This is a genomic window from Nostoc sp. CALU 1950, from assembly GCF_051172895.1.
Lineage (GTDB): Bacteria > Cyanobacteriota > Cyanobacteriia > Cyanobacteriales > Nostocaceae > Nostoc > Nostoc edaphicum_A.
Genome location: NZ_JBDNJQ010000079.1, coordinates 14,990 through 36,359, shown reverse-complemented (window position 1 = coordinate 36,359; position 21,370 = coordinate 14,990). Strand labels below are relative to the sequence as shown.

Genomic DNA, 21,370 nt, shown 5'->3' with positions numbered 1-21,370 from the left:
TCGCCGTCTCTACAATAATCAGTCTTTTGTAGAGACGGCGATTTATCGCGTCTTTATTTATGATGATTTATCGCGTCTTCATGATGATTTATCCCATCTTTGCGATCTAGAATTGTCATCAACCGAACCGTATTGCCCTCATTCCGGTAAACCCTCTACCCGCAACAAATCCAATTCATGTTCAAATATTTCATCAATTGGCAACATTTGACCATCAGCAGTCATAAATTTATGGTCTTTTGTTGCCCGAATTATTGAACCATCTTCTAAACAATACTCAAATACCTCTTGTTGTCCGCGATCGTGCCACTGTGCTACAGATTGCGTGTAAATATTTCCATTATTATCAACGCTGTATACAGTACATTCAATGCCTTTTTCGACAATTTCTCCAATCGGCATTAATCCATATTCTACTGTCAATATTTCCGTGTCATAGCTTAAACAATATTCAGCAAACTTCAACATCTGCTCAAATAATTCATCCGCAACTTTTTTCTGAACGCCATTTTTGGCTGCGCCATCCACGAATTTTTCGCGCTGCTTTTGCATCTCAGAAACTTTCTTTTTACCCATCGCCCGACGCAGCAAATCAGCTTGTCCTAAAGAATATCCCGCCATATCCTGAGCAATTTTCATGATTTGCTCTTGATAGACCATAATTCCATAGGTCTCGTCTAATATTGGTTCCAGAATGGTATGTTGATAATCAATTTTTTCTCGACCATGTTTGCGATTAATAAATTTAGGAATCAGTCCTGCATCTAACGGGCCTGGTCGATAAAGTGCCAAAATTGAAGAAATATCTTCTATATTAGAAGGTTTCAAATCTCGCACGATCTGACGCATCCCAGAAGATTCTAATTGAAATATTCCTTCTAACTCACCTGCTTCTAATAACTCATAAGTTTTTTGGACATCTTTAGGTAAACTGCTATGTTCACCTTTAGCTAATATCCTCTGGGCTTTTCTTTCTTGGCGGGGAATTTCATCGGGATCAACCCGATATCCTCGCGTTTCTTGAATCAAATCTACAGTTTTTTGAATTAGCGTCAGGTTCCGCAAACCCAGAAAATCCATTTTCAACAAACCCATTGATTCCAAGTCTTCCATGAAATATTGGGTAATTACAGAACCGTCATTATTCTTCTGTAACGGCACAATTTCATCAAGTGGATCGGCAGAAATTACCACACCCGCTGCATGAACACCAAAAGTTTTGTTAGTTCCTTCAATTCGCATTGCCATATCAAGCCAATGGCGAACATGGGGTTCTTTATCATATTTCTCTTTAAATTCTGGTTCTGGAGTTTTATCAGAAACCATCACCTTGAGTTTCGTTGGTTTCCCCCGCACTACAGGAATCATTTTCGCCATTTTGTCAGCTTCGCCGTAGGGAATATTTAATACTCTGGCGACATCTTTCAAAACTGCTTTAGAAGTTAGACGGTTAAAAGTAATAATTTGGGCAACTCTATCTGCACCATATTTTTCAGTTACATATTCAATAACTTTATCCCGTTGTTCAATACAGAAATCCGTATCAATATCAGGCATGGATTTCCGTTCTGGGTTCAAAAAACGCTCGAATAGTAACCCATGATGTACAGGATCAATATTAGTGATTCGCATTGCATAAGCAACTAATGAACCAGCCGCCGAACCCCGACCTGGCCCCACAGGAATATTATTATCTCTAGCAAATTTGATGTAGTCCCAAACAACTAAAAAGTATTTGGAAAAACCCATCTGCTGAATCATTTTCAGTTCGTATTCCAATCTTTCTTTATAGACGGAATCGACTTCCTGGCGAGATTTGCGATTTAAGCGTTCTAAAAGTCCGCTCCATGCAACATCTTCGGCGTAAGTGTCAGCAGTATGACCAGAAGGAATCGGAGGTGTAGGAATTTGAGGCTCACCCATGATATGGTAAGGCTCGACTTTATCGGCGACTTCTTCAGTAGTTGCGATCGCTTCTGCAATTACATCATCCGGTAAATGGTCACGAAATAGCTGCCGCATCTCCTCACCAGATTTGAGATACTCTGTGCCGCTATAACGCATCCGCTTATCTTCAACAATTAATTTGCCAGTTTGAATACATAGCAAAGCATCGTGGGCTTCAACGTCAAAACAAGATATAAAATGTGAATCATTAGTGGCAATGATTTTAATGCCTAGTTCCCGCGCAATTTTGACTATTTCAACATTAACAATCCGGTCTTCTTGGGAACCGTGGTCTTGAATTTCTAGATAATAATCATCACCAAATACATCTTTATACCACTGAGCAACTTTCCGGGCGGCATCTGGTCTATTACTGAGAATCGCTTGGGGAACTTCTCCACCCAAACAAGCGCTGGTGACAATCAAGCCTTCATGATATTCTTTTAATAAATCTTTATTAATACAAGGACGAGAAAAAATTCCTTTACCTTGAACACCTTTGAGGTGAGAAATTGTGGTTAATTTGACTAAATTTTTGTAACCTTTGGTATTTTTAGCTAAAACTACCTGATGATATTTGGGGCGGCGTTCTTGTTTCTCGATATCGCCGTTAATTACATACATTTCATTGCCGATAATCGGCTTAATATTTTGACTACGGCAAATTTTGATCAGTTCAACAGCGCCATACATGACACCATGATCGGTAAGAGCGATCGCTTTCATTCCCAGTGCGATCGCTTGATTCACTAACTCTGGTAGCTGACTTGCTCCATCGAGCAGACTGTAGTCACTGTGAATATGTAAAGGGACAAAGGACATAAGCATCTCCAACCACAAGCCAAGATACCTCTAGGGGCCTACCTTGTGGTATACCCTTTCGAGCCAGATTTTGCAAACCAACGGAATCTTAGATTAACAGTTTTTACCCAAAATTTAAGCTGTTCTTTTTCCGAAATTATCACTAACATTAGTGTTGTTTTAATAGTTACAGCAGTTAACCAGTATTTAACTAATGAGTCAAACAGAGAGTACTACTTCGCCTGCAACCAAAACTCGCCCTTGGTGGCAGCGTATCCCTCTCACGTTGCAAATTCTCATCGCCCTAGTAGTGGCAGTCAGTGTCGGAATTGCCCTTGGTGCAGGGAATCCCAATCCCAGCAACGCCACCTTAATCAATAATTTAGCAATTCCGGCGGAATTGGTGCTAAAGGCTCTCCGCGCCTTGGCTACACCTCTGATTCTGGTAGCAGTGCTGCATACTTTGATGACTACCAACATCCCTGGGACAGCCGGACGGCGGCTGGCAGTACTACTTTTAACCAACACTACCGTAGCTATTTTAGTGGGGCTTTTCGTCGCGAATGTACTACGTCCGGGGACTTGGGGGAATGTAACGACCTCAACAAGTACAGAAATAACTCCTCAGAGTCTTGACCCTTGGGGAATACTCAAAGATGCTGTACCGGAGGCTGTTCTCAAGCCATTAGTTGATAATAATGTCATCCAACTAATTGTGATTGCTCTAAGTTTTGGCATCGTTCTGCGGGCATTAAAAACTGAACAAATCGCCCAAGGTAAGAACGGATACCAGCCAATTGAGGATGTCATCGGAATTTTATTTGAAGCAGTAGTCCGCGTCCTCAACTGGGTAATTGCCTTAGTCCCTTTCGCAGTATTTGGGATTGTTGCTAAAACCGTTGCAATGCAGGGCTTTGCACCGTTTAAATCTTTGGGTGCATTCATCGTCGCGGTGTTGTTAGCGCTGGTATTGCAAGCGTGTTACTACCTCACCAGAGTAAAATTTGGTTCTTGGGTACACCCGCTAAAATTCCTAGCTGGCGGTTCTGATGCCTTTTTGACAGCTTTCTCAACTTCTTCCTCAGCGGCGGCAATGCCCATAACCTTTGAGGTTTTGCAAACGAAAGTTGGTTTAAGGGAATCTTCTGCTGCCTTGGGGGCATTAGTCGGGGCAAATTTCAACAATGATGGCACTGCCCTCTATGAAGCAATGTCTGCGTTGTATATTTCCCAACTAATTGGGCAACATCTAAGTCTAGGACAGCAGTTAATTGTCATTCTTACCTCGATTTTTGCATCCGTAGGTGCGGCGAATATTCCTAATGCGGGACTGGTAACAATGACATTAGTGTTCACTTCTGTCGGCTTACCTACCCAGTACATTGCTTTGCTAGTTACTGTAGACTGGTTTCTAGATCGCTGCCGTACCGCGATTAATGTTATGGGAGACATGACTGTTAGTGCTTTACTTGACGGCAAAAAGCCCCGTTCTGGGGACGAGGCTTAGTTTGACGGCTTTTTAGCTAGCTAATGCTGTTGAGGCCCTTTGGCATCACATTCTTTAGTCCAGCAGCGTTCTAGAAGTTGCAGACGCCAGATCAATGCAAAGCGTTGGGGATTCAATACTAATTTAGTATTGTGGCTAAATAAAGGCTGGTTCAGATACTGCCAAAGGGGAAATTGAATTTTGGTGTGTTTTGGAGTCATAAGAACAACAAATATTATAAAAGTTTAGTGGCCATAGTTGGCATTTTGTCTAAGAACTGCCTTGATACTCTTTTTCTAGTTAAAGGCTACACTGCGTTTTTGCAATTGTCTTGGTGGCAATTGCGGAATTTCAGCAAATGAATTTATATTGTTTCCGCTTTAATACTGAAATTGCACTCACCCCTGACCATTGATGACATCAGCTAAGTTGTCAAAACCATTGATATTATTTTTCAGGTCATTCAGAAAGGTGACTGTGTTTTTGTTGAAGATGGTGCTTTGGGTGGAGTTGGCTTTCAGGATATCAAAGCTGTCACTAATTGTAATTGGCTCATTAAACAGGATCTTACCCACTGCTGAGAGATTATCTAGTTTTTCCAGAGCAAAGTTTTGCAGAATAATTTTTTCATGAACCACCCTTTCAAAAGTGATTTCCAGATTGTTACTATTCTGAGTGAGTAGTAGATTTCGGGCAGTTAGAGGATATTTTAAAAGTTGCAAAATATACTATAAATTCCACTGCCAAACCTCTCCTCAAAAGTTCAAGAGGCTTTAAAACCCCCCATTACCTTGTAGGTAATATGACTAGGGGGTTAAGTTTCTGATGCTTAGATGTTAGCAATCATACTTTTCAAACAACCTCTAAGTCCGCTGATTTTGCTTTTTAGAATCAATAATGTGGATTCCTATATCTATACCTTTAATATTGCAACTTATGTACGACAACAGCGCATAAATAAAGATAACTATGCCCAGCATCTCTAGCACTTCTTCTATAGTTGTTATGAAGACATAAACCATGCTATTGGGGGTGTAGTAATATTCATAGTATCCGCCTACCAATTCAGTAGCAATTGCACCGGCTACGTAGATTGTTCCAGCAATGAAAAATAAGCGTCGTGTCTTGCCAGGAAGAGTAGCGACAAATCGCCCAAATACTAGCAAAAAGAGGAGTACGAAGATAGCACCCGCAATCACCCAAGCGTAGTAAAGAAAACCACTAGTATTAAATGTACCTCGCAGTGGTGTAGTTAGTCTTTCATGAAGACCGATCAATTCATCTAAGAATAAACCAGCAAAAACTATTGACAATCCTCTCCATGCCCAGACATCTTTATTCTTAGCTAACCTCTGAGCTTGGAAGATGATCTCCAGCAGAATAGAACAAAATAGTAAAGCTCCTCCAGAGTAAATTGTAGGAATATTATCCTCGCTGTTGAGATCGAATAGAATTCTAGAGATATCTCTGCCAGGGAAGTCAGGTAGATAGTAGACATTGTAATTAGCCAAAAGACTAATAATAGCCAAGCAAAGTACCACGCCAAGCAGGAATTTGAGGGTTTTGTTGGCAGAAAGATATACTTTCAATTTATGCGATGATTGCAACGGTGCGATCGCATCTACTGGTTTTATATAACTCGTTGGCTCAATTACAGAGATGCGATCGCTGTTACCATTGTCTGAATAAGACTGGTTTTTCAGGATTTTGCGTCGCTCTGGCAATACAACGTTTGACATGAAGTACTCAATGGTTTGCTGCCTAACAAAACCATGCATTGCCAGAATTTTTCCCAACTGCTCACCACTCAACTTTTGTATCTTAAGTGCTGTGTCTAATTCATCTGGAGTGATTAGTTCAGCTTCAACCAAATACATCCCAAGGGGCTTAAGCTCAAAACTTTGCGCGTCTATTTTCCTAATCAATAATATCTCCTTATTTTCACTGGCTAAATGTAATAAATTGTCTGGCTTGGTCATGAAACATTACAATTACTGATGAGAGCAGATTTTAAAAGTTTCATAACCTTCGCTTAATCATATTTTGCACTCGCTAAATTCTTCACTATATACGTGTAAACTTATGATAAAAAAACTATGAATTTATTATGTAGATACGTCTGTTCTGCGATTGCTGTTATTTATAAACGCATTGATACAGAATTTTATCTCATGGTTTATAGCAGGCATCCCTGACCAGCAGAATGCACTTTTACCTCCAAACCTTTTTCCTAGCAAAAAAAAATGAATCCACCTACACATGAGAGTGATAAGTGGATTCATTTAGATGTACAGACATCTAGTGAGGTTGATTGTATCTCTAGCAGACAGAGTAAGTAACAAAAATGCTGCTAGAGTTGCATTGCAGGATAATCTTCTAAGTTGAAGAGTACCTATAAAGATTTAATAATGAGTGCCTGTCTTACGATGGTTGATGGCAGTAACAGCATCAGGCTTGAGTAATTTACCTTCATCCACAGTTGCATACACAACCCAATGATCGCCACATTCCAGACGTTGGTTGACTGAGCATTCCAAATATGCTAATGCATCAGTGAGGACAGTACAGCCATTATCTGCAACTGCTGTACTAAAGTTGGCAAATCGATCTTCCCCAGGCGCGAAAGATTTACGGAAATGCTTCATGTAGTCTTGATGATTGCCTTCAGGTAAAATATTTAAGGCAAACTTACCGCCTGGATACATTAAAGATTCAATCGCTCGCTCTTTAGCGATCGCAACTGTTATTCCGGGTGGGTTGAAAGTCGCCTGAGAAACCCAAGCGCCTAGCATTGCGGTAGACACTTCTCCTTGTTTAGCTGTCACCACGCAAACGGAACCAACAATCCGGCCAACAGCCTGTTCCACTGGAGTCGCAGCTTGTTGTGGTACGCGGACTTTTTTAGCCTTTTTCAGTGTTTGGGCAAAGTCTGTACCTAGTTCTTCACAGAACTTGAGAGTGACATCATCAGGTTTAAACTTCACCTTCAGGGTGTCAAAGCCAAAGCGATATCCAGAATCCCGGAGTTTACCTTCGATTAAGTCAAAGGCTTCGCCACTCCAGCCATAAGAACCAAATACCCCAGCGAGTTTACTGTTGTCACCGCTTGATATCACAATCCCTAAAGCAGTATGAATGGGAGTTGGTGCATGACCACCGATGGTAGGAGAACCAATGATAAAACCCTCCGACTGTGCTAGGTTGATGCGAATTTCATCAGGGGTAGCAAATTCGCAGTTGATTGATTTAACTGCAACTCCACCTTTAGTTAATCCCAGAGCGATCGCTTGTGCTAAAGTCGCCGTATTCCCGTAAGCTGAAGCGTAAAGTAGGGCAACGGAAATTTCGCGATCGTTATGAGAACGGCTCCATTCTCCATAAGCTTTGGTGAGTTCGATTAAGCTGCTGCGTACTAAAGGCCCATGACCCACAGCATACATTCTCACCTGCAAATCTGATATTTTCTCCAAAGCTGCTTGCACATGAGGAGTTTGGGGAGCCATCAAGCAGTTAAAGTAGTAACGCTGGTCTTCTTTAAGCGCTTCCCAGTTATCATCAAACACTTCATCACCACAGAGATGAGTTGCAAATAACTTATCTGTGTAGAGAATTTGGGTTTGCTGATCGTAGGTACAAAGTCCTTCTGGCCAACGCGGACTAGGAGTGGGTAAAAATTTTAAAACATGACCTTTGCCTAAATCCAGAGTTTCTTTCCCCCGCATCACCAAGACTTTCAAATCTTGCTCTAGAAAAGCAGCACGCAAATTGTTCGCACCGGGAAGAGAACAGACAAAAGTTACCTGTGGTGCCAATTCTAAAATTGCTTTGAGGGTTGCAACTCGATTGGGACTAAAATGACCCAGGATTATATAATCCAAGTGTTGCAAATCTAAAGTCTGCCGCAATGCCTCTAAATAAATTTCGGTAAAGCTTTCTGGCGGTGGATCAATAAGTGCGGTTTTATCAGCTTCAATTAAATAGCAATTGGAAGTAGTACCTCTTTCAAGTGCGTATTCAATTTCAAACCGCAGACGTGACCAACTACGCGCTCTCAGAGCCTTAGTATTTGTAGCAATTGGTAAAACTTGTACGTCGCGTGGCTTGGAATTGGTCATAGCTGTTTTAAAGTTGGGGAATTGGGCATTGGGCATTGGGAATTGGGAATTGGGCATTGGGCATTGGGCATTGGGAACAAGGAGAATAACCCATACTCCTTACCCCATGCCCTATGCCCCGTGCCCCATGCCCAATCTTTAGTAGTAATTACCTACTTTGCGATGGCGAACGGCTGTCAATCCATCGTTTTTGGAGACACGACCTTCTTGGACGGTGCAGTATAAAATCCAGTGGTCGCTGCATTCCATACTGGTCTGTATTTCACATTCCATGTATGCCAGAGCATCTGTCAGAATTGGTGAACCGTTTTTCGCCGTTTGAGTTTTCACTCCAGCAAAACGGTCAGCACCAGGATGCAAGCGCTTGAGAAAATGCTTTTTCAGTTCTTGATAATTGCCTTCTTCCAAAACGTTGAGGACGAAGCGATCGCCTACTTGCATTAAGGAATCAATGGCGCGGTCTTTAGCAACGGCAATTGTGAATCCTAATGGTTGCAAACTCGCTTGCGTTACCCAGGATGCCAGCATTGCACTGGATACATTTTCTTTTTTAGTTGTGACTATATATAGTCCGCTGCTAATGCGACCCAGCGCCTTTTCCATGTTGACATCAAGGGACTTGATTTGCTTGATGTTGCGATCGCGCACTAGCAATTGTCCGATGTCTTTACCCGCTTCTTCACACAACTGGAATGTAGATGCGGTGGGAGCTTCTTTAATCCGAATCGCTGGGAAGGCTTCTTTGATGCCAGAGTCGAGAAATTTTCTCCGGAGTGTATCAATGGGTTCATCATCCCCACCGTAACATTCAAACAGCCCAATCAGTTGCTTGTTCTTGGCGACAGCTAGCACCGAACTGATGCTAGCTTGGGCGGCGGCGGAAGTAGTTGGAGGCATACCAATAATGATGCCTGCTGCTCTCCCAGCTAGTTCTTGGATTTCTTGGCTTTCAGCAGTACTCAGATCCAGTACTTCTACGCCAACGCCAGTTTTCAGTATACCTTCGGCAATTGCATGGCCAAGGCGCTCGCCATACCCATATTCTGAGACAAAAAACAAGCCAACTGTTGTTTCTGCTTTAGCTTGTTTTTGGCTCCAATTTTCGTAGCACCCGGTTAGAACATCTAAGTGGTGGTATAATAAAGGCCCGTGACCATTGGCGATTATATTAATCTTCCCTAGCTCACCCATCCGCTTCATCGCATTCAGCAGCGAACGAGCGTTAGGGCCCATCAAGCAGTCATAGTAAAATCTAAAGTCAGCTTCAATCGCTTCTAAATCTTCGTCGAAGGTGCGATCGTCACAGAAGTGCATCCCAAAAGCATCACAGGTGTAGAGAATTTGGGTTTTGCGATCAAAGCTAAAGATTGTATCCGGCCAGTGCAGGTTAGGCGCACTCACGAATTCCATTTCGTGTCCTTTGCCGATATCTATGCGATCGCCACTTTTGACAATCCGCTTGGAAAAAGGATCGTGTACTAAGCCTTCCAAAAACTGAAGCGCAACTTTTGAGGCTAAAACAGTAGCTCTAGGAGCTAACTGGAGGACATCTTCTACTAAGCCGCTATGATCTGGCTCTGTGTGGCTGACAATTATGTAATCAATTGTTTTGGGGTTAACAAGACCTTTGAGAGTCTCTAAATACAGATCGCGAAACTTCTGGTGAGAAGTATCAATCAAAACTGTTTGTTCGCCCCTAATTAGATATGAATTATAGGTTGTGCCGTTTTGCAGTCCGAATTCGATATCGAAGCGATCGCGGTCCCAATCAAGAGAGCGAATCGCCGTTGTGTTAGGGGCAATTTCTACAGTTTGTATAGTTAACCGATGTTGAACGTTCTCTGCGTGGGCATCGTCGGTCGTAGACATCGCTACCATTATTCGTCTCCGAGGCAAATTAACAGGTTTTTCTTCTGCCCCCATTCTCTCTATTATTTTTTGTTTAAGTTGTAATAAATATCAGTTTTTGAAAAATTTAACTTGTATCAATTATGGCTGTTTTTTAGCAAAAATTATGACTCAAAAAATCTACTAAATATTAATTTATTCATCAGGATTTACTGAGTATTTAATTTTGCTATTTATCTAGTTTTGTCCTAATTCAAAAATATCATGTCTATCATATTATTTGCCAATAAAAACTGAAAAACTTCAAACTTAAAAAATCATACATCTAGGACTGTGATATTAGCCTTGATTTTTCAGAATGACGTATGAATAGTAAGGACAGACCAGGATTTACAAAGAGATCCGATGATTGCGGCGCACATTATTGAGCGATCGCAAAATAAATATATTAAAAAAATAGATTTAGATATCAATCATAAAAAGCTATTTTTTTAAGTTACTCTCTTACAACTAAGTAGAAAAGTGGGAAAGGTAGGAAAGGTAGGAAAGGTAAGATAATCATTTTAGGTTTTCAATCTACATCAAATAAAGCTGCTAACACTGCTTTCTCAAATGGGTATTGAATATATTTTTATCTCAAGCAAGAATCTTGTTGTGTAAAATATAAATTTTATGTAAAGTTGATAAGGCAGATAGTTTTTTGGAGATTAGCAAAGCACTTTTCCAGAAACTAGTTGAATCAAAAGAAACTAGGCTTACATATCTTTTTCTAATGAGCAAAATGGAAACTAGGGTACAAATCCTTTTTAAAGTTTCGATAAATCTCCGTAACCATACGAATCATCTAAGAACTTTGGTGATACAGTCCTTTATTATCAACTTTAGACATTAATCAGAATAACGCCACCAAATTCTTATTGTCATAGCCATAAGCTACAGCTTCAGGCTATTAAATAAATTTGCCTATACAGGCTAATGGCGTCATCTCTGATATGCCTAACTTTTTATAAAAATTCATTGCTGATGATAAATTGCAAACTTTGATAGTGTTCTCGATCCAAATACTTCTCACGTAGCAGCCTTGTAGACGCCGACAACCTTAATACTTGTAGTTTAGTTTTTAGAGAGTGTAATAAAGTACCAAGTTACTTAAGTGTATAGGCGTGAATAGACATAAAAATGACAAAAATTTATTGCATAAAAGGTTATTAACTATGGGATGCCGATTAAAAGTCTTTCTAACTGAGGAAGAAAAGCTGACTTTAGAAGAGTTGAGAAAAGCCAAAGATGTTCCTCAACGTACCAAGGATCGTGCTCAAGTTTTACTACTGAATACTCGCGGCTTAAAAAATGAGCAAATTGCTAAAGGCCTGAACTGGGCGATTTCAACAGTACGTCAAACCCTTCATCGCTGGGAAAAGATGGGTTTAGTAGGTTTGTGGGATGCTCCTGGCAGAGGCGGAAAACCGCGATATTCGGAATCAGATTTGGTTTATCTAGAAAATTGTTTAGCTCAAGATTCAGAGAGTTATAACTCTAAACAATTAGCAAAAAAATTGGCATCTGAGCGTCAAGTCAACTTGAGTGCAGATCGATTACGACGGGTACTTAAAAAAAGAGGAAGGAGGTTTGGAAGCGCACGCAAAAAACCCCAGGAACAAAATAATTAGCTGAATAAAACAAAATCCACCTAAACATTAAAGTCTTTGGTGGATTTGTTACTTATTTTTAGTGGATCCGAGCAGAGTCGAACTGCTGTCCAAATTGGGTATTGACCCCCCGCTCATTCACAGGTTTAGCCTTTCTGACCCTCAAGGCGGGAATCGTTCATTATCCCGAACGTAGGATGCTCTGATTTAATCTTAGCCAGCAAGCCAACCAGAGAACGCTTGCTAGAGCATCCGTTGGGGGTTGGTCTTCAGTCCTTAACGGAGTCAAACTAAAGACGCTCGAACCTATAAGAGGTGTTTAGGCAGCTACTAGAGCATCCTTACGAGCAAAGCTAACGATGTTATTCGCATTTACTTTTTGTTTGAGCCTTTGATTTCCGAGAGGAGACTCACTCTCGACCTGAATCACAGAGCAGCGTTCGCCAACCTGTCGAAACCGTGACGGACCCATGCGCTTCATAGTTCAATTATAATACGTGATTCTTAAATTTGTAATTCGTAATTTGTAATTCGTAATTATCAAAGTCAAAATATATGACTCCACTTAGTCAAAATAGCCAATCGCTAATTTTAAAACCATTAGCAATTGGCTATTTGCCATAATCCACAACAAATATTTTCCTAAGTTAGTGCTTCAGCACCACCTACAACCTCAAGGAGTTCTTGAGTAATTGCAGCTTGTCGGGCTTTGTTGTAAGACAGGGTGAGGGTGTTAATCAATTCACCAGCATTTTCACTAGCATTACTCATGGCTGTCATCCGCGCTGCTAGTTCACTAGCCGCCGATTCTTGCAGCGCCCGCAATAGCTGGTTACTCAGATACAGAGGTAACAGAGAATCAAGAATCTGTACTGGATCTTGTTCAAAAATCATGTCAGGAGCCAATGGACGAACTTGGCTAGTCACTTTCTCCCGTTCGACTTGAAATTGACCACCACGGGTTGTTAAGCGGAAGATTTCGTCATCGCCTGCTTCTAAACCTTGTGGATCTAGGGGCAGTAAGGTTTGTATCACCGGACGGGAGCTAACCAAAGAGACAAATCTGGTATAGATTAATTCGATGCGGTCAACTTCTTCCGAAAGGAACAAGGAAAGTAGTTGGTCAGCGATCTGATTGGCTTCTGCTGCGGTGGGGATTTGCTCTAAGCCGGTGTAAGTAGCATCGATGGGCTGATCGCGGCGTTGAAAGTACTGGGTAGATTTGCGTCCGACGAGTACAAATTTATAGTCTAAACCTTCTGCCTGGATTTCCTTGGCGCGGTTTTCTGCACGACGGATGACGTTATTATTGTAGCCGCCGCATAGACCGCGATCGCCTGAAATAACCAACAACCCGACTGACTTAACTTGGCGTTTTTTCAGTAGTGGTAGGTTTGCTTCTTCAAAGCGCAGACGGCTTTGCAAACCATACAATACTTGTGCCAAGCGATCAGCAAAGGGGCGAGTCGCTAGCACTTGTTCTTGCGCCCGACGTACTCTAGCCGCAGCTACGAGACGCATGGCTTCTGTGATTTTTTTGGTGTTTTTGACCGACTGAATGCGATCGCGTATTGCTTTTAAATTGGCCATATTCTTGAGTTAAGAGTTAGGAGTTAGGAGTTAGGAGTTAAGAGTTAGGAGTGTTTCATTAACTTTTAACTCTTAACTCTTCACTCCTCACTTTAATTACGCTGTAGCTTTGAAGGTCTTCTTGTATTCGGTCAGCGCTTCCTTCAAGGCAGCTTCTTCTGCGTCACCTAATGCTTTAGAAGCTTGTACCCCTTGGGCATATTTACCACCCTTTAAGGACTCCCGCAGACCTTCGGTAAAGGTGGTAACTTTATCTACAGGTACATCATCTAAGTAACCATTGATACCTGCATACAAAATTGCCACTTGTTCATATACTGAAAGTGGCGAATTTTGTGGCTGCTTGAGAAGTTCGCGCAACCGTTGACCCCGTGCTAACTGGTCTTGAGTGGCTTTATCTAAGTCAGAAGCAAATTGTGCGAAAGCTTGCAAGTCGTCAAATTGGGCTAGTTCCAATTTAATCTTACCGGCAACTTTTTTCATTGCCTTGGTTTGAGCCGCAGAACCCACACGGGATACTGAAATACCAGGGTTTACAGCCGGACGGATACCAGCGTTAAACAAGTCAGAAGAGAGGAATATCTGACCATCGGTAATAGAAATTACGTTGGTGGGGATGTATGCTGATACGTCACCAGCTTGGGTTTCGATGATTGGTAGGGCGGTCATGCTGCCTTTACCTAATTCGTCACTTAGCTTTGCTGCTCTTTCTAACAAACGAGAGTGAATGTAGAATACATCTCCAGGGTAAGCTTCGCGTCCGGGTGGACGACGCAACAATAGGGACATCTGCCGATAAGCTTGGGCTTGCTTGGAGAGGTCATCATAAATTATCAGGGTAGCTTTACCCTTATACATAAAGTACTCAGCAATACTTGCGCCTGTGTAAGGAGCTAGGTATTGCAGGGTTGCTGGTTCACTGGCACCAGCAAAGACAACAACGGTGTAATCCATCGCGCCTTTTTCTTGCAATGTCTGCACCACGTTAGCAACGGTGGAAGCCTTTTGACCGATCGCAACGTAGACACAAACTACATCTTCTGATTTTTGGTTGATGATGGTGTCGATTGCGATCGCAGTTTTTCCGGTTTGGCGATCGCCAATAATCAATTCCCGTTGACCGCGACCGACGGGAATCATTGAGTCAATAGCTGTAATCCCCGTTTGCATGGGTTCGTGTACAGATCGACGAGCAATGATACCTGGTGCTGGAGATTCAATCAAGCGGCTTTCTGAGGATTTGATGTCTCCCTTGCCATCGATGGGACGACCCAAAGCGTCTACGACTCTTCCAATTAGGGCTTCTCCCACAGGTACTTGGGCAATTCTACCAGTAGCGGTTACAGAACTACCTTCTTGAATGTCCAACCCTTCACCCATCAACACCGCGCCCACGTTGTCTTCTTCTAAGTTTTGGGCGATGCCAATTGTGCCATCTTCAAATTCTAAGAGTTCCCCAGACATAGCCTTTTCCAGACCATAGATCCGGGCAATGCCGTCACCAACTTGGAGGACAGTACCAACGTTAGCAACTTTGACCTCTTGATCGTATTGCTCGATTTGTTGTTGGATAATGCTGCTAATTTCGTCAGGTCTAATTGATATGCTCATGTGTCTATCTTTTTTGCTTTCGAGACTGAATTCAGTGCTGAGTGCTGAGTTAAAAAAGCAAAGGTTAAAAGTCAAAATAAATTACTATTTACTTAACTTCTAACTCTTGTACAGACGCGATTAATCGCATCTCTCCTAACTCTTGTACAGACGCGATTAATCGCGTCTACTCCTAACTCCTAACTATTAGTTAAGCGCAATGAAAGGCGGCGCAACTGACCCCGGATACTGGCGTCAATTACCTGAGAACCTACTTTAATGATCACACCACCAATCAACTCGCTGTCTACATTGGTTTCTAGTTCTACCTGGCGAGCATTCGTAATGGCGATCACCTTTTCTGTAATTGCCTGCTGTTGAGCTTCTGTGAGGGGAACGGCTGAAATTACTTCCGCTAATACGGTTTGATTCAGCTGCCGCAACAGCGCCAAATATTGTTGAAAAATGGATTCCAAGAATGCAATGCGCCGTTTATCTACCAGTATCAGCAAAAAATTGCGTAAGTAGGGGTTAGCGCCTTCACCAAGTATTTGTTTGATGAGAGCTTTTTTGTTCTCAGACTGAATAAATGGGTTGCTGAAGAAGTTATGTAGCTGTTTGTCTGCCCTGAGCAGGCCGAGGAAAGTACGCGCATCTTCCCCGAACTCTTCTGTCAAATTTTTCGATTGCGCTATTGACAAAAGTGCCTGTGCGTAAGGTTGGGCTACTTCGGCTGCCGCTACCTGACTTGTCATACATTGCCTCCCAGTTGTGCGATGCTGCGGTCAATTAAACTTTGTTGAGCATCGTCAGCAATCCCGCTTTTGAGTTGCGATTCGACTTTTTGCAATGCTAGTGTAGCTACCCGTTGCCGCAGTTGAGCGATCGCTCGATCAGTTTCGGTGTTTAAATCTGCTGCTGCTGTTTGTTTCAAGCGTTCTACGTCTTGCACTGCCTTCGCTAACAAGGCTTCTTTCGCTTTTTGAGCGTTTTCTACAGCAGATTGGCGGATGCGTTCTGCCTCTGCTTGAGATTGCTTTAATTGCTCTTGCGCTTGGGAAAGGGCAGTCTTTGCCTCTTTTAAGCGCCCTTCTGCTTCCTGAATTGCGGTGGCAATATTGGATTGTCGCTCGTTCAGGATATTGCTTAAAACTTTACGTCCGAAGTAGAATAATATGCCAATCAGAATCGCTAGATTGATCAGATTGGTTTCAAAAATGTCTAGGTTTAGACCGAAACCACCTTCTGTTGCGCCTTCTGCCAATTCAGAGTGAACAGCGTTCGCTTCTGCGGCAAGTAATAAGAATGTCCCCATGATACCCATTTACAAGTGCGCTGCTCGCTGCTAATACGTTGTATTTTCCCCAAGGGAAATTTTAAGTATCTTTCCCCAAAGGGAAATTTAAGTATCTTTTCCCCGTAAGGAAGTTAAGTATCTTTTCCCCGAAGGGAAAAAAGTGCCCTTTTGTGACACTTAAATTTTGCGCTCTGGACTAGGGCCCAGCTGCGCGTATGCTTTCACAGAGCCAGTCTAGTTAGCTTATCTAACTGGAGTTGGCCCCAATAGTTTTTCTAGAATCTGCCTGCTTAGAGAATCAACTTGTTGCTCTAAGGTGCGAAAAGCTTCCTGCTTTTGTTGTTCTATTTCAACAGAAGCTTGTTCTCGTTGAGTCTGAGCTTCTTTTTGGGCCTCAGCAATTTTCTCAGCAGTAATTTTCTTAGCTTCAAGTTGAGCTGCTTCTATAGTCGCTTGCGATTGTCTGCGAGCGTCTGCGAGTTGCTGCTCATATTCAGTAGCCAAGCGCTCGGCTTTAGCCAAGCTCTCCCGCGCCTCAAGGGTATTCGTTCGGATGTAACTATCGCGATCGTCTAGTACCTTGGTCAGTGGCTTATAGAAAATTGCATTCAACAAAGCTGCTAATAGCAGGAATTGCAATGCCATGAAGGGCAAGGTAGCATCGAAATCAAACATTTGTCTCCTCTTTGGCTGGAGTAGCAGTTTTCGTGGCTAGCACCATCATCCAACCTTTCATATTTTAGAGACCCATAGCCAACAAGGGTCAAGTAATTTGGGATTTTAGATTGCTAAATTTTAGATTTTAGAGCAGGTATTGCTCAGGGGCATATACCGAAAACTCTTGATAATCCAAAATCAAAGGTGCGACCCAAAATCTAAAATTGTTAGTCAACTGAACATTAGAACTATTAAGATACCTAAAACATTTAGATTGTAGAGGCGTGATGGTTCACGTCTCCACACTCACAAAAATTTTCAGGTATTAAGCGAAGGGGTTAGCAAACAGCAATACCAAGGCAATTACTAGACCATAGATAGTCAAGGATTCCATGAATGCCAAGGTTAATAGCAGAGTACCGCGAATTTTTCCTTCTGCTTCAGGTTGACGAGCAATACCTTCTACTGCTTGTCCAGCAGCGTTACCTTGACCAATACCAGGGCCAATTGCAGCTAAACCAATCGCTAAAGCAGCAGCGAGAACTGAAGCAGCCTGAACTAATGGATCCATGTTGATTTTCCTTGCTTTGATTACAAAACTAACAAAAGTACGTTAACGATTAGAAACGTGGTTTTCACGCTGCACATGAGTTCTTTGATCGCGCTTTGCGATATTTTGAGCGAATATGCTCTTGGAACTGTGCTATCAACTGAGAAGTTTAATGCTCCTCATGTTCTTCTCCGCCATGTCCCTCCATTGCCTCATGAATGTATGCTCCGGCGAGGGTGGCGAAAACCAGGGCTTGAATGGCACTGGTAAATAAACCCAAGGCCATTACAGGCAGAGGTACAAATAGAGGAACTAGCAGCACCAACACCGCTACAACCAATTCATCCGCCAAAATATTACCAAATAGCCGGAAGCTTAGGGAGAGGGGCTTGGTGAAATCTTCAAGAATTGCGATCGGCAACAAAACAGGTGTTGGCTCTATATATTTCTTAAAGTAGCCTAAACCCCGTTTGCTAAAACCTGCGTAAAAGTACGCCAAGGAAGTCAGCAATGCCAATGCAACAGTCGTATTGATGTCATTGGTAGGAGCTGCCAATTCGCCCGAAGGTAGCTTGATGAGCTTCCAGGGAATTAGCGCACCTGACCAGTTCGATACGAAAATAAACAAGAACAATGTGCCAATAAATGGCACCCAAGGGCGGTACTCTTTCTCACCGAGTTGGTTTTTGGCCAAATCACGAATGAATTCTAGGGCGTATTCCATCAAATTTTGGATGCCCTTGGGAATTCTTTGTGCATTTCGAGTAGCAGCTATTGAAGCCACTACTAGAATACTAATCACAAACCATGAGGTGAGAAAAACTTGCCCATGAATTTTAAGATTGCCCAACTGCCAGTAGAAATGATGTCCTACTTCTAATTCGGCGAGGGGAAAAGAATTAAAGGCGTTTAAGACACTAAGCATTTGCATTCTTCAAGCATTTTCCCCAACAAGCGAGGATGGGATTACTATCTTTGTGAGCCTGACATTTTTAAGAATCAGGAATGAACGCAATTTGCACCATATAGACGAGGAGCGTGGCTTTGTAAGTTAGAAATCCCAAAAAAATGGGTAGAATCTGTAGCTCACGCCATTGAGTTGCCACGATCATCACTCCCAAAAATAGAGCAAAACGAGTTTTGCTCAGACTGGTTTTCTCACTACCGAGCTGCTCAACATCTCTAGCCAACATTTTTAAGTAAACCACACCTGTACACGCCCCAATTAAATAATTTAGGGCAATGTTTAAGGAATAAAAAATCCACACAGAGATAAAAATAACCCCCGTCAAGACAAGCGTGATTACCAACAATCGCTGGAAGAGTTGATAGAACTCTTGCATGGAGTTACCTGATTCTGTGTCTTCAGAACCAGTTTTAGCATCTTGTTGCGTTGTCGGAGTGGGCGCAATTGATTCGTCAGACAAGCTCACGGGACTTGAAACCAGTACAGTTAAATATGATGACTGCACATTCAGTCAGCTGAATCATATCACGATGCGGTAACAATACTTTAGGAAAAAACAATTAACTTCTTGTCAACATCAGAGAGTAAGTGCAGACGGACTAAAGCTTACAGCATTTTTACCAAGTCCTTATGGTGGACTTGGTGAAAAAGTAAGGGTTTTATAACCTATTTACAAACTTAGGGCAGGCAAGATGCCCACCCCACAAGAGTCTTGGGTTGAATCTATCTCTCGATTAAATTATCTTGGCAGTCCGCAGACCGAACAGCAAACCTACAGATAAGCCAAAGAATAAACCCAAGAAGACGACATAAGATACAATTGCAAACATTTATTTCTCTCCAGAATACTTCCTAAATCTATTGAATCATTAGTTGTTGGGCATTGGGAATGGGGCATTGGGCATGGTGGTAGAGGGGAAATACTTACTGCAACTTTTCCCCTGCTTCCTTGTTTCTTAACCAATTCCCAATGCCCTATGCCCATTTCCGAGATTGCGATACAATACAGCCCACAAGCGCTTGTTTGGGGTTGGGCAATGACTTCTATAATTAATGTAAATCTACCAGAGCAGTCTTATGAGATTGCGATCGCACCTTCGAGTTTAGATCAACTGGGTCAACAGATGGCCAGTCTCAAGCTAGGTAAGAAGGTACTGCTGGTTTCTAATCCGACGATTTTTAAACATTTTGGCGAAAGAGCGATCGCATCTCTAACATCTGCCGGATTTGAAGTTGCTAGCTGCACTCTACCACCTGGTGAACGCTACAAAACCCTCAATTCTATCCAAAAACTCTACGATATCGCTTTGGAAAACCGCCTAGAACGTTCTTCTACTATGGTGGCTTTAGGGGGAGGTGTAATTGGCGATATGACTGGCTTTGCAGCTGCAACTTGGTTGCGCGGTATTAATGTTGTCCAAGTGCCTACTTCTCTGTTGGCGATGGTGGATTCGGCAATTGGTGGCAAAACTGGCGTGAATCATCCCCACGGTAAAAACTTAATTGGGGCATTTCATCAACCGCGTTTAGTTTTGATCGACCCAGATGTGTTAAAAACTCTACCTATGCGTGAGTTTCGGGCGGGGATGGCAGAAGTTATTAAGTACGGTGTGATTTGGGATGCCGAATTGTTTGCCCAGTTGGAAGCAAGTAAACGCCTCGATCAACTCCGCTATGTAAAACCTGACCTGTTGTACAGCATACTAACACGCTCTTGTCAAGCCAAAGCTGATGTTGTTAGCAAAGATGAGAAAGAAGGCGGATTACGGGCGATTCTCAACTATGGACATACCATCGGTCATGCAGTGGAAAGTTTGACTGGCTATCGTCTAGTAAATCATGGTGAAGCGGTAGCCATTGGTATGGTAGCAGCCGGTCAAATTGCTGTGGATTTAGGATTGTGGCAAAAAGAAGATACGGAACGTCAAAACGCTTTAATTCAAAAAACGGGTTTACCAACTCAATTACCAACTGGGGTAGATATTGAAGCAATTATTGAGGCGTTGCAGTTAGATAAGAAAGTCAAAGCAGGGAAAGTACGGTTTGTTTTACCAACGGAGATTGGTGTAGTAACGGTTACCGATGAAGTGCCATCGGATATTATTCGGCAAGTTTTGCGAGGAATGTGAAAAATTTAGGAGTCAGAACAAAAATTAGTTGCTCTGTCATTCAATTACGAATTACGAATTACGAATTACGAATTATTGAGTCATGATACTCCAAGCCAAAAATCAATTAACTTTGCAAGAGTTTCTAAATCTTCCACTACAAGAGGGAGACATAACTTATGAGCTAGTTAATGGCCAAGCAATTCCTAAAATGTCACCAAAATTTTTTCACGCGAAACTTACCCGCGTTCTTCTCAATTTGATTGAGCAATCGTGTGAGGGGAAAGGAGAAGTTTGCCCGGAATGGGTTGTTGCATTAACTCGTCGGGGACGAGATTGGATGCCAATTCCAGATATTTTATACATTTCTTATGAGCGTTTACCCGCCAACTGGGATGAAAACGAAGCTTGTCCTGTTCCTCCTGATTTGGTGATTGAGATTATTTCGCCAGGACAAACTTTTGGACAAATGGCAGCTAAAGCCAAAGACTATTTAGATGCTAAGGTGCTGCGCGTGTGGGTATTAGATATTAAAGCCAGAAGTATTACTGTTTTTTATCCAGATGCAGCACCACAAACTTATATGGGAGAAGAACTACTCACAGATTCTTTGTTTGAAGGACTGCAATTTACTATTGAGCGGGTGTTTCAAAAGGCAAAAATACCATTAGCTACTGAATAGTACATTTTTTACATCTAGCACAGTTCTCTTGCTCTCAACATCCATCAAAAATTTCAAGATTAATTCATCCATTTGTGGGAGGT

Annotated in this window: 19 protein-coding genes and 1 other RNA gene; 4 read left to right on the top strand and 16 right to left on the bottom strand. The window is 42.2% G+C overall.

Annotated features, from left to right (window positions below):
• Positions 1-138: 138 nt before the first annotated feature.
• On the bottom strand, positions 139-2,769 hold the full coding sequence (locus ABF638_RS21045) for a DNA polymerase III subunit alpha (RefSeq protein WP_435024931.1): 2,631 nt from the start codon (positions 2,767-2,769) through the stop codon (positions 139-141).
• Positions 2,770-2,962: 193 nt separating this feature from the next.
• Here ABF638_RS21045 and ABF638_RS21040 point away from each other — a divergent pair, with 193 nt between their 5' ends.
• Positions 2,963-4,255, top strand: a complete 1,293-nt coding sequence (locus ABF638_RS21040) for a dicarboxylate/amino acid:cation symporter (RefSeq protein WP_435024930.1) — start codon at positions 2,963-2,965, stop codon at positions 4,253-4,255.
• Between the two features lie 20 nt (positions 4,256-4,275).
• Here the strand turns inward: ABF638_RS21040 and ABF638_RS21035 are convergent, their stop codons facing one another.
• The 5 genes from ABF638_RS21035 to ABF638_RS21015 all read right to left on the bottom strand — a co-directional run bounded on the left by ABF638_RS21035 (position 4,276) and on the right by ABF638_RS21015 (position 10,227).
• Positions 4,276-4,455: a hypothetical protein gene (locus ABF638_RS21035; protein WP_181929337.1), complete on the bottom strand. Its 180-nt coding sequence runs from the start codon at positions 4,453-4,455 to the stop codon at positions 4,276-4,278.
• A gap of 177 nt (positions 4,456-4,632) precedes the next feature.
• Positions 4,633-4,956, bottom strand: a complete 324-nt coding sequence (locus ABF638_RS21030) for a hypothetical protein (protein ID WP_435024929.1) — start codon at positions 4,954-4,956, stop codon at positions 4,633-4,635.
• 141 nt (positions 4,957-5,097) lie between these two features.
• A complete protein-coding gene (locus ABF638_RS21025) occupies positions 5,098-6,213 on the bottom strand; it encodes a hypothetical protein (protein WP_435024928.1) in 1,116 nt (371 codons plus the stop codon).
• A gap of 423 nt (positions 6,214-6,636) precedes the next feature.
• Positions 6,637-8,349, bottom strand: coding sequence for a diflavin flavoprotein (locus ABF638_RS21020; RefSeq protein WP_435024933.1), 1,713 nt, complete (start codon positions 8,347-8,349; stop codon positions 6,637-6,639).
• Positions 8,350-8,487: 138 nt separating this feature from the next.
• Entirely contained in the window at positions 8,488-10,227 is a 1,740-nt protein-coding gene (locus ABF638_RS21015; RefSeq protein WP_435024927.1) for a diflavin flavoprotein, read from the bottom strand.
• 1,184 nt (positions 10,228-11,411) lie between these two features.
• Here ABF638_RS21015 and ABF638_RS21010 point away from each other — a divergent pair.
• On the top strand, positions 11,412-11,867 hold the full coding sequence (locus ABF638_RS21010) for a helix-turn-helix domain-containing protein (RefSeq protein WP_435024925.1): 456 nt from the start codon (positions 11,412-11,414) through the stop codon (positions 11,865-11,867).
• Between the two features lie 59 nt (positions 11,868-11,926).
• Here the strand turns inward: ABF638_RS21010 and ssrA are convergent.
• The 10 genes from ssrA to petL all read right to left on the bottom strand — a co-directional run bounded on the left by ssrA (position 11,927) and on the right by petL (position 19,327).
• Positions 11,927-12,316: a transfer-messenger RNA gene (gene ssrA / locus ABF638_RS21005) on the bottom strand.
• 172 nt (positions 12,317-12,488) lie between these two features.
• Positions 12,489-13,436, bottom strand: a complete 948-nt coding sequence (locus ABF638_RS21000) for a F0F1 ATP synthase subunit gamma (RefSeq protein ID WP_069073284.1) — start codon at positions 13,434-13,436, stop codon at positions 12,489-12,491.
• A 96-nt stretch (positions 13,437-13,532) separates the two neighbouring features.
• The gene (atpA, locus tag ABF638_RS20995; RefSeq protein ID WP_435024924.1) at positions 13,533-15,047 is read right to left on the bottom strand and encodes a F0F1 ATP synthase subunit alpha; all 1,515 of its coding nucleotides are present in this window, start codon (positions 15,045-15,047) and stop codon (positions 13,533-13,535) included.
• 179 nt (positions 15,048-15,226) lie between these two features.
• Positions 15,227-15,781, bottom strand: coding sequence for an ATP synthase F1 subunit delta (atpH, locus tag ABF638_RS20990; RefSeq protein ID WP_181929328.1), 555 nt, complete (start codon positions 15,779-15,781; stop codon positions 15,227-15,229).
• On the bottom strand, positions 15,778-16,350 hold the full coding sequence (locus ABF638_RS20985) for a F0F1 ATP synthase subunit B (RefSeq protein ID WP_435024923.1): 573 nt from the start codon (positions 16,348-16,350) through the stop codon (positions 15,778-15,780). The genes atpH and ABF638_RS20985 overlap by 4 nt, the downstream gene beginning before the upstream one ends.
• 216 nt (positions 16,351-16,566) lie before the next feature.
• On the bottom strand, positions 16,567-16,998 hold the full coding sequence (locus ABF638_RS20980; protein ID WP_181929326.1) for a F0F1 ATP synthase subunit B': 432 nt from the start codon (positions 16,996-16,998) through the stop codon (positions 16,567-16,569).
• A 307-nt stretch (positions 16,999-17,305) separates the two neighbouring features.
• On the bottom strand, positions 17,306-17,551 hold the full coding sequence (atpE, locus tag ABF638_RS20975; RefSeq protein ID WP_013192016.1) for an ATP synthase F0 subunit C: 246 nt from the start codon (positions 17,549-17,551) through the stop codon (positions 17,306-17,308).
• 148 nt (positions 17,552-17,699) lie between these two features.
• Positions 17,700-18,461 (bottom strand): F0F1 ATP synthase subunit A, encoded by a 762-nt coding sequence (gene atpB, locus ABF638_RS20970; RefSeq protein WP_012411161.1) that lies wholly within the window; start codon positions 18,459-18,461, stop codon positions 17,700-17,702.
• Between the two features lie 61 nt (positions 18,462-18,522).
• Positions 18,523-18,963: an ATP synthase subunit I gene (locus ABF638_RS20965; protein WP_435024932.1), complete on the bottom strand. Its 441-nt coding sequence runs from the start codon at positions 18,961-18,963 to the stop codon at positions 18,523-18,525.
• Between the two features lie 268 nt (positions 18,964-19,231).
• A complete protein-coding gene (gene petL / locus ABF638_RS20960) occupies positions 19,232-19,327 on the bottom strand; it encodes a cytochrome b6-f complex subunit PetL (protein ID WP_084227316.1) in 96 nt (31 codons plus the stop codon).
• 207 nt (positions 19,328-19,534) lie between these two features.
• Between petL and aroB the strand changes: the two genes are divergently transcribed.
• Both aroB and ABF638_RS20950 read left to right on the top strand, forming a co-directional pair.
• Positions 19,535-20,626 (top strand): 3-dehydroquinate synthase, encoded by a 1,092-nt coding sequence (gene aroB / locus ABF638_RS20955; RefSeq protein ID WP_435024920.1) that lies wholly within the window; start codon positions 19,535-19,537, stop codon positions 20,624-20,626.
• An 82-nt stretch (positions 20,627-20,708) separates the two neighbouring features.
• Positions 20,709-21,287, top strand: coding sequence for a Uma2 family endonuclease (locus ABF638_RS20950; RefSeq protein WP_435024918.1), 579 nt, complete (start codon positions 20,709-20,711; stop codon positions 21,285-21,287).
• Positions 21,288-21,370: the final 83 nt, after the last annotated feature.